20 protein-coding genes, 1 pseudogene and 1 riboswitch are annotated in these 15,486 nt (G+C 43.7%); of the genes and pseudogenes, 8 read left to right on the top strand and 13 right to left on the bottom strand.

The annotated features are described in order from the left end of the window. Nucleotides 1–34: 34 nt before the first annotated feature. Nucleotides 35–466, bottom strand: coding sequence for a TlpA disulfide reductase family protein (locus AB1K91_RS09070; protein ID WP_413089476.1), 432 nt, complete (start codon nucleotides 464–466; stop codon nucleotides 35–37). Next, nucleotides 463–1,014, bottom strand: coding sequence for a peroxiredoxin (locus AB1K91_RS09065; protein WP_413089475.1), 552 nt, complete (start codon nucleotides 1,012–1,014; stop codon nucleotides 463–465). The genes AB1K91_RS09070 and AB1K91_RS09065 overlap by 4 nt, the downstream gene beginning before the upstream one ends. Before the next feature lie 125 nt (nucleotides 1,015–1,139). Between AB1K91_RS09065 and AB1K91_RS09060 the strand changes: the two genes are divergently transcribed. Next, nucleotides 1,140–1,994 carry a mechanosensitive ion channel family protein gene (locus AB1K91_RS09060; RefSeq protein WP_413089474.1) on the top strand — a complete coding sequence of 285 codons (855 nt, stop codon included), beginning with the start codon at nucleotides 1,140–1,142 and terminating at the stop codon, nucleotides 1,992–1,994. Nucleotides 1,995–2,008: 14 nt separating this feature from the next. On the opposite strand, the gene AB1K91_RS09055 is transcribed toward AB1K91_RS09060, so the two are convergent. The 3 genes from AB1K91_RS09055 to cbpB form a co-directional block, all read right to left on the bottom strand. Then, a complete protein-coding gene (locus tag AB1K91_RS09055) occupies nucleotides 2,009–3,121 on the bottom strand; it encodes an N-acetyldiaminopimelate deacetylase (protein ID WP_413089473.1) in 1,113 nt (370 codons plus the stop codon). A 54-nt stretch (nucleotides 3,122–3,175) separates the two neighbouring features. Further along, complete coding sequence (gene dapD / locus AB1K91_RS09050) at nucleotides 3,176–3,889, bottom strand: 2,3,4,5-tetrahydropyridine-2,6-dicarboxylate N-acetyltransferase (RefSeq protein WP_413089472.1); 714 nt, start codon at nucleotides 3,887–3,889, stop codon at nucleotides 3,176–3,178. A 104-nt stretch (nucleotides 3,890–3,993) separates the two neighbouring features. Continuing rightward, on the bottom strand, nucleotides 3,994–4,467 hold the full coding sequence (gene cbpB / locus AB1K91_RS09045) for a cyclic-di-AMP-binding protein CbpB (RefSeq protein WP_413089471.1): 474 nt from the start codon (nucleotides 4,465–4,467) through the stop codon (nucleotides 3,994–3,996). A 212-nt stretch (nucleotides 4,468–4,679) separates the two neighbouring features. Between cbpB and trhA the strand changes: the two genes are divergently transcribed. From trhA to AB1K91_RS09030, 3 genes are all read left to right on the top strand, one after another. After that, complete coding sequence (gene trhA, locus AB1K91_RS09040; RefSeq protein WP_413089470.1) at nucleotides 4,680–5,312, top strand: PAQR family membrane homeostasis protein TrhA; 633 nt, start codon at nucleotides 4,680–4,682, stop codon at nucleotides 5,310–5,312. A gap of 67 nt (nucleotides 5,313–5,379) precedes the next feature. Beyond that, complete coding sequence (locus AB1K91_RS09035) at nucleotides 5,380–6,240, top strand: metallophosphoesterase (protein WP_413089469.1); 861 nt, start codon at nucleotides 5,380–5,382, stop codon at nucleotides 6,238–6,240. 85 nt (nucleotides 6,241–6,325) lie between these two features. Then, nucleotides 6,326–6,799, top strand: coding sequence for a YkyB family protein (locus tag AB1K91_RS09030; protein WP_413089468.1), 474 nt, complete (start codon nucleotides 6,326–6,328; stop codon nucleotides 6,797–6,799). Here AB1K91_RS09030 and AB1K91_RS09025 read toward each other — a convergent pair. Continuing rightward, entirely contained in the window at nucleotides 6,796–7,074 is a 279-nt protein-coding gene (locus AB1K91_RS09025; RefSeq protein WP_413089467.1) for a hypothetical protein, read from the bottom strand. The two genes, AB1K91_RS09030 and AB1K91_RS09025, sit on opposite strands and share 4 nt — an antisense overlap. Nucleotides 7,075–7,183: 109 nt before the next feature. Further along, complete coding sequence (locus AB1K91_RS09020) at nucleotides 7,184–7,321, bottom strand: FbpB family small basic protein (RefSeq protein WP_413089466.1); 138 nt, start codon at nucleotides 7,319–7,321, stop codon at nucleotides 7,184–7,186. Between the two features lie 111 nt (nucleotides 7,322–7,432). Between AB1K91_RS09020 and AB1K91_RS09015 the strand changes: the two genes are divergently transcribed. Next, the gene (locus AB1K91_RS09015) at nucleotides 7,433–8,593 is read left to right on the top strand and encodes an aminotransferase A (protein ID WP_413089465.1); all 1,161 of its coding nucleotides are present in this window, start codon (nucleotides 7,433–7,435) and stop codon (nucleotides 8,591–8,593) included. Nucleotides 8,594–8,624: 31 nt separating this feature from the next. Here the strand turns inward: AB1K91_RS09015 and AB1K91_RS09010 are convergent, their stop codons facing one another. Next, on the bottom strand, nucleotides 8,625–8,873 hold the full coding sequence (locus tag AB1K91_RS09010) for a Spo0E family sporulation regulatory protein-aspartic acid phosphatase (protein ID WP_342005122.1): 249 nt from the start codon (nucleotides 8,871–8,873) through the stop codon (nucleotides 8,625–8,627). Nucleotides 8,874–9,219: 346 nt separating this feature from the next. Here AB1K91_RS09010 and AB1K91_RS09005 point away from each other — a divergent pair. Then, a pseudogene (locus AB1K91_RS09005) lies at nucleotides 9,220–9,300 on the top strand (YjcZ family sporulation protein); the annotation flags it as partial. Between the two features lie 44 nt (nucleotides 9,301–9,344). On the opposite strand, the gene AB1K91_RS09000 reads toward AB1K91_RS09005, so the two are convergent. The 4 genes from AB1K91_RS09000 to AB1K91_RS08985 form a co-directional block, all read right to left on the bottom strand. Beyond that, a complete protein-coding gene (locus AB1K91_RS09000; protein WP_413089463.1) occupies nucleotides 9,345–10,709 on the bottom strand; it encodes a TrkH family potassium uptake protein in 1,365 nt (454 codons plus the stop codon). An 82-nt stretch (nucleotides 10,710–10,791) separates the two neighbouring features. Further along, nucleotides 10,792–11,202 (bottom strand): YwpF family protein, encoded by a 411-nt coding sequence (locus tag AB1K91_RS08995; protein WP_413089462.1) that lies wholly within the window; start codon nucleotides 11,200–11,202, stop codon nucleotides 10,792–10,794. A gap of 242 nt (nucleotides 11,203–11,444) precedes the next feature. Continuing rightward, entirely contained in the window at nucleotides 11,445–11,936 is a 492-nt protein-coding gene (locus tag AB1K91_RS08990; RefSeq protein WP_413089461.1) for a class I SAM-dependent methyltransferase, read from the bottom strand. A 139-nt stretch (nucleotides 11,937–12,075) separates the two neighbouring features. Then, nucleotides 12,076–12,336: a hypothetical protein gene (locus AB1K91_RS08985; RefSeq protein WP_413089460.1), complete on the bottom strand. Its 261-nt coding sequence runs from the start codon at nucleotides 12,334–12,336 to the stop codon at nucleotides 12,076–12,078. A gap of 271 nt (nucleotides 12,337–12,607) precedes the next feature. On the opposite strand from AB1K91_RS08985, the gene AB1K91_RS08980 reads away from it, so the two are divergent. After that, nucleotides 12,608–12,958, top strand: coding sequence for a YflT domain-containing protein (locus tag AB1K91_RS08980; RefSeq protein ID WP_413089459.1), 351 nt, complete (start codon nucleotides 12,608–12,610; stop codon nucleotides 12,956–12,958). 178 nt (nucleotides 12,959–13,136) lie between these two features. On the opposite strand, the gene thiT is transcribed toward AB1K91_RS08980, so the two are convergent. After that, complete coding sequence (gene thiT, locus AB1K91_RS08975) at nucleotides 13,137–13,700, bottom strand: energy-coupled thiamine transporter ThiT (protein WP_413089458.1); 564 nt, start codon at nucleotides 13,698–13,700, stop codon at nucleotides 13,137–13,139. Nucleotides 13,701–13,783: 83 nt separating this feature from the next. Then, nucleotides 13,784–13,883, bottom strand: a riboswitch (TPP riboswitch). Between the two features lie 209 nt (nucleotides 13,884–14,092). Here thiT and AB1K91_RS08970 point away from each other — a divergent pair. Next, nucleotides 14,093–15,469 carry a peptide MFS transporter gene (locus AB1K91_RS08970; protein ID WP_413089457.1) on the top strand — a complete coding sequence of 459 codons (1,377 nt, stop codon included), beginning with the start codon at nucleotides 14,093–14,095 and terminating at the stop codon, nucleotides 15,467–15,469. Nucleotides 15,470–15,486 lie beyond the last annotated feature (17 nt).

Below are 15,486 nucleotides of genomic sequence, written 5' to 3'. Positions count from 1 at the left end.
AGCAAGCTTACCATGAATCGCAGCTGGAAGCATACTAGCTGTATTTTAAAGCATCCAGCTGATTGATCAGCAACGTTGTGAAGTTACCGCCGGATTGTATATGTCGAATCCTTCCATTCCTGTCAAGCAAAACAATGCTGGGCAGTTTTTGAACTCTGAATCTATTCTTCATCTGATGCCTTTGATCCAAATAGACGGGAAGTTCTATGCCATTGTCAAGCACGTAATTGTTTATCAATTGTTCATCCAAATCAGTAGTTGAACGTGGGACATGGACCAGTACGATATCGAAGAACTGCCCTTCATATTTTGCATAGTCCAGCAAGAGAGGGAGCTTTTCCTTACATATAGTGCAGCTCACAGACCAAAAATAAATGATGAGCGGTCGTCCTCCAGCTTTTGTGTCGGGTGGATAAAGCCAATTTGCCGTTTGTTGGTCAATTGCATCCGGGAGTTGGGGTATCATGACGATTTATCCTCCTTTGGAAGCAGCTCATCACCAGGGTGCCAATTCACACCACATGCTTCTCCTGTCTGCAACGCTTCCAAAACACGCAGCAATTCCGATGTATCGCGCCCCACCAAATCTGCATGCATCAGATAATAACAAATTTCACCTTGGGGATTTACTATTATCGTTGCGCGGACAGAAGTATAACTTTTACTATCAAGTACTCCGTAGGCCTGGGACACATTACCTGTAAAATCCGAAGCCAGCGGATAACTGATGTGCTGAATACCATTATGCTCACGAGGTATCTTCTGCCAATCGGCATGTGAAAGGAGACTATCAGTTGAAATAGCAACTACCTCCGCATCCAATTCGCGCACTTCATCAATCCTATCTGCTAAATCATTCAATTCAGTTGGACAAACTGTGCTGAAATCACGAGGATAAAAAAAGAGCACCAGCCATTTTTTCGCTTCCATCTTCTGTTTCAATCTGATTACAGCTGTCTTTCCATCAGGCAAGACGGCCGGCAGCTCAAACTGTGGTGCAACATTGCCGATCACGGGCTCTCCCCTCCTTTTATACTGTGTCACTATATGCTTAACAGCGGCATTTGTTACAGAACGTTTCAATACAGCTCAATCAGGGTAATTTTTAAAGAGCAGTAAATCGAAAAAGGAGACAGGCTATGAACTTTCTAACAGACGGACTACAATTCAACTATGATGGTTTAATTGAAAAAGCCGTATCGATCGGTTTGCAGTTGCTGCTTATCATCATCGGTTACTTCATCCTACGAGCCGTTGGGAAAAAACTGATCAGCACCGGCTTGAATAAAGCAAGCTCCAAACAGCGTATATCGACAAGCAGAATGAAAACGCTGGAGAAGCTGCTTATCAATACATATGGATACACCTTGATATTCCTGCTGATTGTCATGGTTTTCGGTACTTTCAATATCCAGATCGGCCCGCTGATTGCGGGTGCTGGTATCATCGGACTAGCCATCGGATTCGGCGCCCAAGGACTTGTAAGTGATGTGGTGACTGGATTCTTCATCCTGCTGGAGCGTCAAATCGAAGTTGGCGATGTCGTCACTACATCCGGCTATAATGGAGTTGTCGAGGAAGTCGGGTTACGGACAACACAGGTTCGAAGCTTCGATGGCACGTTGAATTTCATTCCAAACCGTAATATCAATGGCATCAGCAACCATTCACGCGGCAATATGCGTGCGATGGTCGATATCGGTATCAGTTATGAAGATGATATCGATCATGCACTGCGAGTCCTGCAGGAAATATGTGAAACGTTCCAGCAAGACGAACGCTTCCGTGAAGGACCGGATGTCATCGGTGTGGAAGCACTGGGAGCATCGGAGGTTACCTTACGGATCATCGGCCATACAGCCAATAATGAACAATACGGGGCAGAACGCGATATGAAGAAAGCAATCAAAGAAGCCTTCGACAGAGAAGGAATCGAGATTCCTTATCCACATCAAGTTTTTCTTCAGCGAAAAGAAGAAAGCGCAAAGCAATGAGCTTTGCGCTTTTGTTATGCTTGATTGATATAAGCTAAAACCGCTTCGACTCCATACGATAGTGCTTGTTCATCTGGCTGAAGCTTGCTGTGGTGCAAGCCATATGGGGAGTCGACTCCTAACCAGAACATAAATCCAGGGATTTCCTTCAGCATATATCCGAAGTCCTCCCCGGTCATGGCCGGTGCAGCTTCTTTAAACGTCAAAGAAGCTGCACCCAGCGCTTCCTGGAATGCTTCGACTTTGTCTCTGTCATTGAATACTTGGTAATAATTAGAGCCATAATCGATATTGATTTCACAGTCATGGCTGATTTCAAGGCCTCTTGCCTGTTGCTCGATATGTTGTTTGACCAATGCAATAGCGTCGGGATCCATCGTCCGGATCGTTCCTTCCAGACGAGCAGTTTCCGCAATGGTGTTTTGAACGAAGCCGCTTTCCAACTTTCCGATCGTAATGACAGCACTTTGGAGTGGGTCCAAGTTCCGGGCAACGATCCCTTGCATATTTGTTATGAAGGTACTCGCCGCCACTACCATATCCCGTGTCAAATGCGGATATGCAGCATGTCCACCTTTTCCTTTGAAATCGATAAACAGTTCACTCGTATTGGCGAACAATAACCCTGCTCTGGAGGAGACAGTCCCGACAGGCAGCTCAGGAGCGATATGGAGCGCGAATATTTCATCCGGCCACCATTCTTTTAAAATACCACTTTGCATAAGCGGCAGAGCCCCGCCGGGACCTTCCTCAGCAGGCTGGAAAATGAAAATGATATGCTGTTCAGGCTGGTCTTTGGCACATGCTGTCAATGCACCTAAAGCGATTGTCATATGCAAATCATGACCACAGGCGTGCATACGGCCTTCATGTTCTGACTTATATGGCAGACCAGTCGCTTCCGTGATCGGCAGTCCATCAATGTCAGTACGGTAGGCAATCGTTTTCGATCCGACGGAACCTGTGACCTTCACAATGATACCAGTGCGCCACAATTTGATATTCAAGTGTTCCTGAGGCAGATTACGGATATATTCCAATAAATACGCCTGTGTTTTTACTTCCTGGAATCCAAGCTCAGGTATACGATGCAAATCCTGCCTGATCTTGATCAATATATCTTCCATACAATCACCTGCTATCTGATAATAAAAAAAGGAGCAGCAGCTGCTCCTTTTTTGTTAGTTCAATTTACGAAGTTCCTGACGAATTTCTGTCTTGGATTTTGTCTGTTCATCGATTTTCTTCAATACACGCGCTGGTGTTCCGCCAACTAGTGTGTTCGGAGCAACATCTTCCGTGACGATTGCGCCCGCAGCAACAATCGCACCTTTACCCACTGTAACGCCTTCCAATACTACAACATTCGCACCGATGACAACATCATCTTCGATTACGACTGGTTTAGCGGATGGCGGCTCGATAACACCTGCCAAGACAGTACCGGCACCGATGTGGCAGTTTTTTCCGACAGTTGCGCGACCGCCCATTACCACGTTCATATCAATCATCGTACCTTCGCCGATGACAGAACCGATGTTGATGGAAGCACCCATCATGATGACAGCGCCATCACCGATTTCCACTTGGTCACGGATGACCACACCAGGCTCGATGCGGGCATTGATTCCCTTCATGTCCAAAAGTGGAATCGCTGAATTACGGCGGTCATTCTCGATGACGTAATCCTCAATTGCAGCTGTATCTTTCAAAAAGCCTTCCAATTCGCTCCATTCGCCGAATAGAACTGCTGTGTTCGCTTCCGGGAAAGCTTTGACACTTTCTGGATAAGTTAGTGTGTCCAAGCCTTTCCCTTTCACGTATACTTTAACTGGTGTAGATTTTTTACTATTCGAAATGAAAGAGATGATTTCATTTGCGTCCATCATTTTCACGGTTTTTGCCTCCTATGTAACAACGTATGGAACTACTTTATCAAAACTTTTACTAATCAACAAGCATTTTGGGGCATGCTTTCCTGTTGCCGGGTAATATGCCTTTAGGCATTGGTCTTATGGGCGGTAGGATGATAATGAACTTGTTCATGCAAGTATCTGTTCATCTTTTTGAGTATCGCCCGCCGAGTCAGGATACCTTCGAAATATCCCTCATCATCAAGCACGCAAAGGAAAGCCTGATTCACAACAGCTTTCAATGCAGTCAGGAAAGTATCGGATTTCTTCAATACAGGCACATCCGTCAACATTGTTCCCGACACCTTCAACTCGGATAACTTCTCCATTTCGAATCTTTCCATGCCGAGCACTTCGTTCAGGATTGCTGTCTTTGAGATCATGCCTTTTAACCTGTACATATGATCAAGTACGGGAATGACAGAATAACCTGATTTGACAAGCACGAGCAAAGCGTGCTCCAGCGGGTTATTCAATTGGACATGAGCTACTTTTTCTGACTCGATCATCAAGTCCTCCACCGTGATTCCGGTGAGTTCCTGCAACTCTAATTTCGCCATTCGATCTCTCCTTTTGTCAGCGGCAGTAGAAGGAGGTCAATCACCATTTCCAGTTTACCACATACCCTTCTCGGCTACCAATTTCGACAATGTCCGCAAAGTGTCACATTTGGGCATCTGCACCATAAAATATTTCTAGGATTGACCCGGTTTTTATGGTGTAAAACTAGAAAAAGCATTATACTGAAACAAAGCAGAAATGAGGTAAATAATTGGAAACTTACATTTTCACGAAAAAAGAAGAAGCAGCCCACTCCATCACCCATGGATTCGGTGCATTACTTAGTATTGCAGCGCTTGCTGTTGCCGTCGTATTGGCAAGCTTTACGAGGGATCCTTGGATCATTGTCTCCGTAGCTGTTTATGGTACGACAATGCTGCTTATGTATCTCTCTTCGACAATCGTCCATGCATTGCCTGAGGGGAAAGTGAAAGATATTTTCCAGATCATCGATCACGCAGCCATCTATCTCTTCATAGCCGGCACATATACACCCTTACTGCTGATCAGCCTCAGAAGCTCGCTCGGATGGACGATCTTCGGCATCGTTTGGGGAATCGCACTCGCAGGGATCATCTTCAAGATTTTCTTTGTGAAGAAATTCTTGATTATGTCGACAATCTTTTATGTCTTGATGGGCTGGATGATCGTTTTAGTATGGGAACCGATGCTTGCGGCTTTGCCGCAGCAGACAATCCTGTATCTGATCATTGGCGGCCTTTTCTATACAATCGGTGCTGTGTTTTATGTTTGGCGTAAGATTCCCTACCATCATGCGGTATGGCATCTGTTCGTTCTGGCAGGATCGGCGTTTCATTTCTTCGCTATCCTCTTCCTCATCTGATGAAAAAAGGCATTCTCCCTATTGTATAAGGGAAGAGTGCCTTTATTACGGAAAAGAAGGTGCATTTATGAAAAAGACTTGGATTTCAGCTGCAGCGGGCACAATTTTAGCCGGAGCCGGCATTGGATATACATATGCACGTTATATCGAGCCGGCCAAGCTGGTGACAAAATCATACAATCTGACCAGTGAACGGCTTCCGAAAGCCTTTCACGGGCTGAAAATTGTCCAGTTCAGTGATTTGCATTTAGGTTATCATTATTCCATTAAAAAACTCAGACGCTTAGTGCGTCAGATTCAAGCACAGCAGGCAGACGTCATTGTATTCACCGGTGATTTTGCGGATCGGCCAATTCGGCTTAAATGGAAACAGGAAATCGTCGATTGCCTGACGCTGCTTCATGCCCCGCTTGGAAAGTTTTGGATATACGGAAACCATGATTATCGGGACGAAAGCGAAGCAATCGTTGCGAAATATATGAAAGCAGGCAGTTTCACACCCCTGCACAATACGGCGACATTATTGAAGCGCGAACAAGAACATATCGTGCTCGCTGGAATTGATGATGTCATACGCAGTTCACCGAATTTACATGCTGCCACCAAGCATAGTGATGAAGATTCTTTCACCATCTTGTTGGCTCATGAACCCGATTTAGCTGAGAACGTAAAACACCTGCCAGTCGATGTCCAGCTGTCCGGTCACTCGCATGGCGGTCAGGTACGGATTCCATTTTATGGGGAAGTAATCGTTCCGCCTTATGGCAGACGTTATGTGGATAGCCATTATGAAGTGGGTTCCAGGCCCCTTCATGTTTTTGTCTCAAGAGGTGTCGGTACGACCAGGATGCCTATCCGTTTTGCATGCCCGCCGGAAATATCCGTCATCACCCTGCAGCACGGACCGGGACATGTGGAAATTAATTAAGAAAGAGCTTGCCAATCGTACTTCTTTTCTGTACGATAGTACCATTCTCCGATAGGGTCTATTCCTGCACTAGGAGGTTACTCGAATGAAAGTGAACTGGACATTAGAGGATATTGCAAAAGCGTTGTTCGTTGTGAATCGGCACGCGAAGACAGCTCCTGATCCAAGCCACTTATATCAACTAAAAAAACAAGCAGTAGCAAAGCTGCTGGAACAAAACAAAGCAAAAAAAATCGGATTGCACTTCTCTGAACACCCAAAACTCAGCAGACAGCACTCCACTGTGCTAGTACAAATAGCAGACTATTACTTTCATATCCCGGCTGCAAAGGAAGATTTCAAAACACTTCCGCACTTAGGAGAATTGGACAAGACTTTTCGGAACCCTAGACCGAACCTTTCCCTTTCACAGGCTAAGCGGATCCTTTCCGGCTATTTGGATATACCGCAGCAGGGTACGAGGGCCAAACAGCAAACATCCGTTAAAAGATCGGCATTCTATACGCCATCCTCACTCGGTCAGTTCACCTGGCCCGACAAGAAAAAGCGGCGCAGCTAAACTGTACGCTTTTTCTTTTTATTTCCTATAAGTACACTCAATTTAAGCAAAATAAGCATGCTGCAAATCAAGGTCATCAACAATAGGAGCCTGCTTTTTGAAAGCTCCCACTGCAGCCCGCCAACACGATGCAAATATCCTAAAATAGCATGTGCAATTATCACGGACAGAATCGAATACCACTGATTCTTCACCAACCACCTGATACAGAAAAATATTGCCGCAAACATAGACAGTGCAGCTAACAGACCCATTATCGGTAAAATCATCATCATCCCTCCTTCCCCTCAGTTTCTACTTAAATCCATTCAGTTAAACAGAAAAGGAACCCCTCTTTTAACGGGATTCCTTGTCATCTTGCACTATGGTATAATGTATCAATCGTTATTCCAACTGATCAGTCTGGATGCCATATTTATCATCCAGAGATTCTTCTATACGAAGCATAGCCTGATCATCCTGTAATAACTCATTTTTGTTTTGCGTGATCAATTCCTCTAAAGAAAGCTTACGGGGTCTCATTAGTCATTAGCCTCCTAATTATTTTCCTTTAGCTATTCCCAATACTATCACGTTATAATCAAAATTGTTTGAACATTATGTTAAGAAAGTATGTAAATGGAGGTACATAAGATGGAACAGCTTATCAATTCGCATGTTAAGAACATACAGATCTCCGGTATTCGCCGTTTTTACAACCTGGTAGCAGATAAAAAGGATATAATCAGTCTGACAATCGGTCAGCCTGACTTCCCCACTCCACTTCATGTCAAAGAAGCCGGAGTGGAAGCAATTCAGTCAAATCAAACGACATACACGCCAAATGCAGGACTGCTTACTTTACGAAGCGCAATCAGTGATTTTTATTTAAAATATGCTCCCGTCTACCGAGCAGAAAACGAAATCATCGTCACTGTCGGCGCATCACAAGCAATTGATATTACACTGCGAACTATCCTGCAGCCTGACGATGAAGTGATTTTACCGGGCCCAGTCTATCCGGGCTATGAACCGCTTATCTCACTGGCAGGGGGAATCCCGATTCTAGCGGATACTGCCTCGAATGGGTTCAAGCTGACAAAATCCATCTTGGAACAATATATTACGCCGAAAACAAAGTGCATCATCCTGCCATACCCTTCCAACCCGACCGGTGTCACACTTACATATGATGAATTGAAGGAAATTGCCGACTTTTTGGCTGAAAAGGACATTTTCATCCTATCTGATGAGATTTACAGTGAGCTGACTTATGATGAAGGCCACGTCTCGATTGCCAGCTTCCCGCAGGTAAGGGAAAAGACGATAATCATCAACGGGCTAAGTAAATCCCATTCCATGACAGGCTGGCGAATCGGCTTTACATTGGCACCCGCATGGCTGAGCGCCCATATGCTCAAAGTACATCAATATAACGCTACTTGCGCCACTTCCATTAGCCAGTATGCTGCAATCGAAGCTTTGACAAACGGACTAACAGACCCCGTCGAAATGCGTGAAGCATATCGAATAAGGAGGGATTACTGCCTGGAACGCCTTACGAAAATGGGACTGACTGTCGAGAAACCAAATGGAGCTTTCTATATATTTCCGAAATTCCCAATCAAGAAGATGACATCATTGGAACTAGGTTTGGCACTGGTTGATGAAGTTGGTCTTGCAATTGTACCCGGGGATGCATTTTCTGAATATGGAGAAGGGTATATGCGGATATCCTACGCATACAGTATGGAGCAGCTGGAGAAAGGAATGGACAGACTGGAAAGCTTCCTTGATTCCCGTACTTTATTATAATAAAAAGGACAGGTGGGGGTACCTGTCCTTTTTATATCTTCCTTTTTGCTTCATATAAGTTCAACAGCTTGTCCAATTCCTGGCTCTTCGCTATCGATTCACTGCTTGTGAAACCTTTTTCAAATGCTACTTCTGCCATCTGCTCACGCAGTACTTCAATCTGCTGCGTCAGCCTATTTAAGTTGATTAGTTTATTGGAGTGCTGCAGGCAATATCTGGCGTGTTCAGGCAATATCATTTGATCACCATTATTCCTTCTATAGTTACAAATCTTTTCCATTACTTATCATGCCAAAAGATCGAATGAAAGTAAAGTTAATCAAGCACTTTTCACACTTTTTACATACATACCTGACAGTTTTCCCCCTTCTCTCCCATCTTTCGTCAATAGATGACAAAGCAATTCACTTCTATTTTCTCAGGAACAAGCAGTCAATTTGTCACAGATAAGATCTCTTCGGTACGTAACGAAATCATATTTAAAAATGGGCAAACGACCATACGCCTTCATCCACTGTGCCATATAGTAAGGTGTAAGCTTTAGGAGGTGAAACAGAATGGGTTACGGATACGGTGGCTTCGGCGGTTTCGGCGGAGGATGCGGTGCTGAAGGCGGCTACGGCGGTGGCGGCTACGGCAACGGCTTTGCTTTGATCGTTGTACTTTTCATCTTGTTGATTATTGTTGGTGCAGCATTTTACTGCTAAGACCCAATCAAAAAGACGGCATCCTAAAAGGGTGCCGTCTTTGTTTATCCGATGATGATCCGTTCCTTCGGATAATGGAAATTAGCCGCTTGTGTGTTACGATGGAGCGAATACAGGAATGTCAAGATACCGACACGTCCCAGGAACATGAGAAGCATCAGGACAATCTTGCTGGCATCACTCAATTCAGCTGTGATCCCTAGGCTTAAGCCAACTGTACCAAACGCGCTGCATACTTCGAATAACACCTCTGTGAGAGAAAAAGGTTCAATCGAAGCCAGGATGACAGCAGATACAAATACGAGAATCATTCCGAAGATCGTCACATTGATTGCCTTGAATAAATCTTCCGGATGGATTTCCCGTCGAAGGACCGTGATTTGTTTATTCCCCCTGGCAAAGTGGTATAGTGCGATGACAACCAATGCCAAGGTGGTGGTCCGTATTCCGCCTCCAGCACTGCTTGGTGAAGCACCAACGAACATCAGCGCCGACATGAACAATTGATTTTGTTCAGTTAGACTCGCAATATCCATTGTGGCAAGTCCCCCGCTTCGAGTGGTAACTGATTGGAACAGGGAGTAAAACAGCGTCTCATGCCAGGATTTCCCGACAAAGAAATTCCTGGAGTCAAGCAATGCAATAATGATCGTACCAGCTACAATAAGCACCAGGAAAGTGATGGTGGTCAGCTTTGTGAATAAGGAAAATCGGATGAAGCTGCGCTCTTCTTTAGAAGCGAACATGTAATGCTTCACTTCAATTAGAACCGGGAAGCCGATTGCACCAAGAATGATCAGCAGCATATGTACAAACTGTACGAAATAATCATGCTGGAAAGGGATTAGTGACTGCCCCGTTATATCGAAGCCTCCATTGGTCGTTGCGCTGATGGAGGCAAATAAGCCTTGAAAATATGCTTCACCTGCTGTAGGGAAATATTGCAAATAATAAGTACCTAAGACAAGGAAACCGATCAATTCTATTGATAGAACAACCACCAGTATCTGCCGCATGAGATTGACTGCTCCGCGAAACGACATTTGGTTCTGATCAGCCATGATGAGACGCCGTTCCTTGAAGCCGATTTTCTTCCCGAACAACAGCCAGACGAAGGTTCCTAGTGTCATGACACCTATCCCCCCAAGCTGCATCGTGAATGCAATCAATACGATTCCTGTAGTATTGAAATATTCCTGAATCGGGACAGAAGCAAGTCCTGTCACGCTAATCGCACTGACAGCTGTAAAAAGTACATCCACGAAGGAGATATCCATTCCTTCTTTATGTGCCACTGGCAAAGCCAATAGACAGGTAGAGATAATAACTGCTACCAAATAAAATAAAATGATCAATCTGGTTGGCGAAATATTATTGAGCCACCGCCAACGCGGGTCATAGGTACGCATACATGGACTCCTTCATTGCATGTTTCAAACGTAATCAATTATAGCAGGAATATAGAAGAATAGCTCGCTTTTTCAGAGCTGGTCACTCAGCTGCACCGACTCTGCTTGAGAGAATTTCGTCCTCCCCCAGCCCGTCCTTGCGCAATTTACTGATTGAAGTGAGCAAGTCCATCCTATCTTCCCTTGCAAGGCTGCCCTTCATGATTACATTTCCTTCTTCCTCTAGATCATTGACTTCCTGCACTTGAATAACGAACAATGCAGGACGATTCTCTGGTTTTGTGATCCTAACTTCAGCAAGCTGAACTTTGCGGCTCTCAGATAATGTCTGTACGTAATCCAAATCTGTTTTGCCAAGGACAGCTTCCAATACCCATTCATTATCTTCTTCCTTATTGATGATCAAGCCCTCCGCCAGTTTCATTTCCTTCCCTTCCACCGAGCCTTGATCTGTCGGGTACAAGGTTAGTTCAACCAGTTTGAATGTTTTCACCGATTCCACTCCTTTTAATGTATCCAATTATATCTTTTTCTCTATCTTATCAGAACTAACCCTTTTCGTATGTATCGGAATATGGATGTTTCCAATACATAGCGCCGGGGTACAGATCCAGATAATGTCAGAAAGGATGATACGATGCGAAAATATGGACCTAACCGACAGCAGAAAGTGACATCCCGAGCATGTTCCAATAAGTACTTATACGCAAAAAAACCGCCCTCCTGGCGGTTTTCTCATGCTTTATATGCTTTTACATAATATACTTCCTCATTCAAATCTCCTGACGTCACTTCGAACCCTGCCTGCGTCAATTTATCTGAAAGCAGGTCTGCACTGTGATCCTTGGTGTAACCAAGTGCAACCACAACGCCTTTTTCGATGGTGACTCTGTGTATTTCTTGAGCAGCCAATTCGAGATCATCGGTATTGTCCAAAACAAATGCCGCCAGCCCGCGCTGGAAAGAAGCATCCGGAAAATTCAATCTGCCTACCCCGCTCGGCATCCGATCGATATTCGACAGCGTTTCCTCCTCCGCTCGAAGCGCCAACTTTTCTAGTAAAGCTTCATCTTTTTCCAGGGCCATCACACGATCCTTCGTTTTATGGGCAATCGGTATTACCAACTCCCCATTGCCAGCTCCAAAGACTATCACTTTTTCTCCGCCCTCTATTTCCAGCAGTTCCAGCACCTCTGCTGCAGAAACTTCAGTTGTCTTATTCACCATACAGCTCTCTCCTTTTGCAATCGATTAGTTCTGTATTGCCCTAACAATACGACGCTAAACGTATCTTCCATAGGCTTTCACGGATTCATCTTTTCTATCCTAAAGCAAAAAAGACAGCTGTTACGTTCCAGCTGTCAGATCAACTCATATATTTATCTTTTTGTATTTTGCGATCGATGAAGAAACACAAATCGCCTATCTTCGGAAAACGTTCGATTTCTTCATTAGCAGGAATCTCCTCCAGTGTGATATCCCAATAGCGCAGCAAGTCATAGTAACTTTTTAAGAAGAGTTGCCGATCACCATTGTATATTTCAGCCAAATCAGAATCAGTCGTTTTGAACGAAAACCTTGGCAGCATATTCTTCGAATATTTATTTACATATTTAACGACAGTCAAATAAATCTCATATTCGCCTGGCGACCTGACATAAGCATTTTTTTGTCTGTACTTGATCAAGATCTATGATATCAGCCATATCGTTTCCTCCTCGGCAGATTTGGAAACTTCGATTTTCATACTGTTTAACATAACCTAATTCTTCTGTATGTCTAATTTCGTCTAAACAGCAGACGAAGTTGAATATTTTCATCTATATAGGGGGATTGTTTCGTTTTTTGCCGAGCGGGTAGATAATTAATACACGCCAGTAATTAAAGGAGAGATAAAAATGAAACCATATCTAAAAGAGTACACAAACGATGAAAAGCTTCAGGAAGACATTCAGCAGCTGAGTACCAAAGGGGTAAATAAAGACAATATCTATGTCTTATCACATGATGATGACAGAACAAAGCGCGTCTCCAGCAAAGTGGATGCCAATACGATCGGGCTATCCGAGATGGGAGCCAAAAGTGCGGTAGGAAGCATGTTCAGCAAACCTGGTGATGAGCTTCGCACGAAATTGCAGGAAATCGGCTTCTCTCAAGAAGAATCGGAGGATTTCGAAGAGGATTTGGATGAAGGGAAAATCTTCTTGATTGTAACCGAAACAGAAAATGTCGAAGGCTTGCTTATTTAAATGAAAGCACTATTCTGATGAGGTGGCCACAGAATAAGTGGTTAAAAATCAAAAAAAGTAGAAGGAGCCTACTACATATAGGTGCCTTCTACTTTTTTATTTGCTCTTAGATAGATATTTTACAATCTCTGCAAAAGAATCATTTAGCTTTTCAGTCTGATAAGCAGTGCCTTTATTATTACTTCGGTAAGATGAGCTTTGGCTGAGCAAGAATCAGAATGAGAATGACCACTATGCTGGCTATGAAACTCGGAAGTAAATAAGATCCATTATAGAAAAGAGAGTAGGCCCAAACAGTTTGCCCTGGAGCAGCTGCTGATCCGAAAAAGACCATTCCTCCTACAAAATGAGCTGCGAACCGCCCGAGACTGCCAATCAACGTGCCAATAACCAAGTATCCAACAAGTTTCGTCCGATTGTTCTCTTTTGCAGCTTTACGTGCAGATCCTGCCGTTACAGCTGCCAGTCCAACCAAAGTGAAAGCTAAAGGGTAATCCAGGAACCCTTGGACAACATGTATTATATAAGGGTTGGTGACTAATTGCAGCAATCCTACAACTAACCCAGTTGCAAGTCCACCTTTCCATCCCCAGCGAAACGCCATCAAAAATATCGGGACCATCTGTAAGGAGATACTGCCTCCTTGCGCCCATGCTTTGAATGAAAATAAATCCAATACGAATGCGAGTGCGGCGAATATTGCCACCTCCACTAAAAATAAAACCTTGCTTCTTGATTGCATATTGCTTCTCCCCTAATAAAAGAATGCAACAAAAAACAATGCCGCAGAGAATCCTTCCGATGGCCCCAATGCGCATTGTTTCCCCATCAAAGAAGCTACATCCCTACGCGAGTGCTAACTCACAGGTTCGAAGGGTCTGGACGAATGTCCATCTCAGCCGGAATGGCTCCCCCTGCAGGCTTTTTTGTACCGATTTGTTTTCTGTTGTCCATCCATTATATAGAAGAATGACAGCGCTAGCAACAATTATTGATATTTCCTATAGATGAAATATAATCCAAGTGTTAATTTTAGCAATTTTATTACTTTTACTTCATCTAACGAAATTGTTTGAATTCGAGAAAAACTATGACGTATAATGGACACTGTTCTTTAAAAAGGGAGGATTAAAAATGGATACACCGGCTACAATCCCACAAGGGAAGAAGCATCCAAAGGGATTGTATCTTCTCTTCTTCACCGAATTGTGGGAAAGATATAGCTATTATGGAATGCGCTCTGTGTTAATGCTTTACTTGACTGCTGCAGTAATAAGTGGTGGCCTGGGAATGAGCACACAACACGCTGCTTTCATTTACAGTTTATACGGAGGAGTCATTTACTTCACGCCTATCATCGGCGGTTATTTAACAGACAGATATATTGGACTGCGTAAAGCAATCACGATCGGTGGTATCATCATGGCGATCGGAGATTTCACAATATTTCTATTCAATAGCCAATTAGGTCTTTATTTAGGGATTCTTTGCTTGATCATAGGTAATGGATTCTTTAAACCGAATATCTCAACTTATGTTGGTGAACTGTATGACCCCAGGGATAAACGGAAAGATGCTGCCTTCACAATCTTCTACATGGGAATCAACTTGGGAGCATTCTTCTCCCCATTGATCGCTGGTTTCCTTGCAGAAGATTTATTCCACTCCGTGGATGCTGACGGTATTGAGCACTTTGGATTCAAATGGGCATTCTTGGCCTCTTCCATCGGTATGATTATCGGTCAATTGATTTTCAGCATGTTAGGTAAAAAGTATTTGGGGAATATCGGAACAAAACCTGCTCGAACTGAAGTTACTGCAAAAAGTGCTCCTGCAGCAAAAATGACAAAAGCTGAAAAGAAACGGACAGGTGCAGTACTAATACTGTTAGTATTTGTTATCTTCTTCTGGGCTGGCTTTGAACAAGCAGGTACTTCCCTGACACTTTATACAAGGGATTTCATTGATAGAAGTGTGGGCGGTTATACAATACCTGTTTCCTGGTTCCAATCTGTCAATCCGCTATTCATTGTCATCCTTGCACCAATAATATCTGGTATCTGGTTGAAACTAAGTAAATCAAAACGCGGTGATTTACGTACAACGACAAAGATGTCTATGGGTATGGTTCTATTAGGGCTAGGTTTTATGGTTTTAGTTCCAGCCGTACTTTATACAGGCAGTGATGAAACGGATATTGTTCACAAAGCAAATATCTTATTCATCGTCTTTACCTATCTATTCCATACCATAGGTGAGCTTTGCTTGTCACCTGTAGGTCTATCGATGGTAAGTAAAGTAGCACCTGTAAAAATTGCTTCACTTTTGATGGGTGTATGGATGGCAGCTAACGGTATTGCTGCCATTATCTCCGGATGGCTTGCCGGATTGACAGCTACCCTCGGTTATGTGGAGATATTCAGCATAATCGGTGCAGCTGCTATCATAGTAGGTCTGATCCTGCTTACAGTTTCCAAAAAACTACAAGCCATGCTGGATGCAAGAGATTAAATTTCAGAAACACAGTT

Source organism: Terribacillus jepli, from assembly GCF_047228925.1.
Lineage (GTDB): Bacteria > Bacillota > Bacilli > Bacillales > Amphibacillaceae > Terribacillus.
Note: the sequence above shows the minus strand (reverse complement) of the source record. Positions and strands in the feature narration are given on the sequence as shown.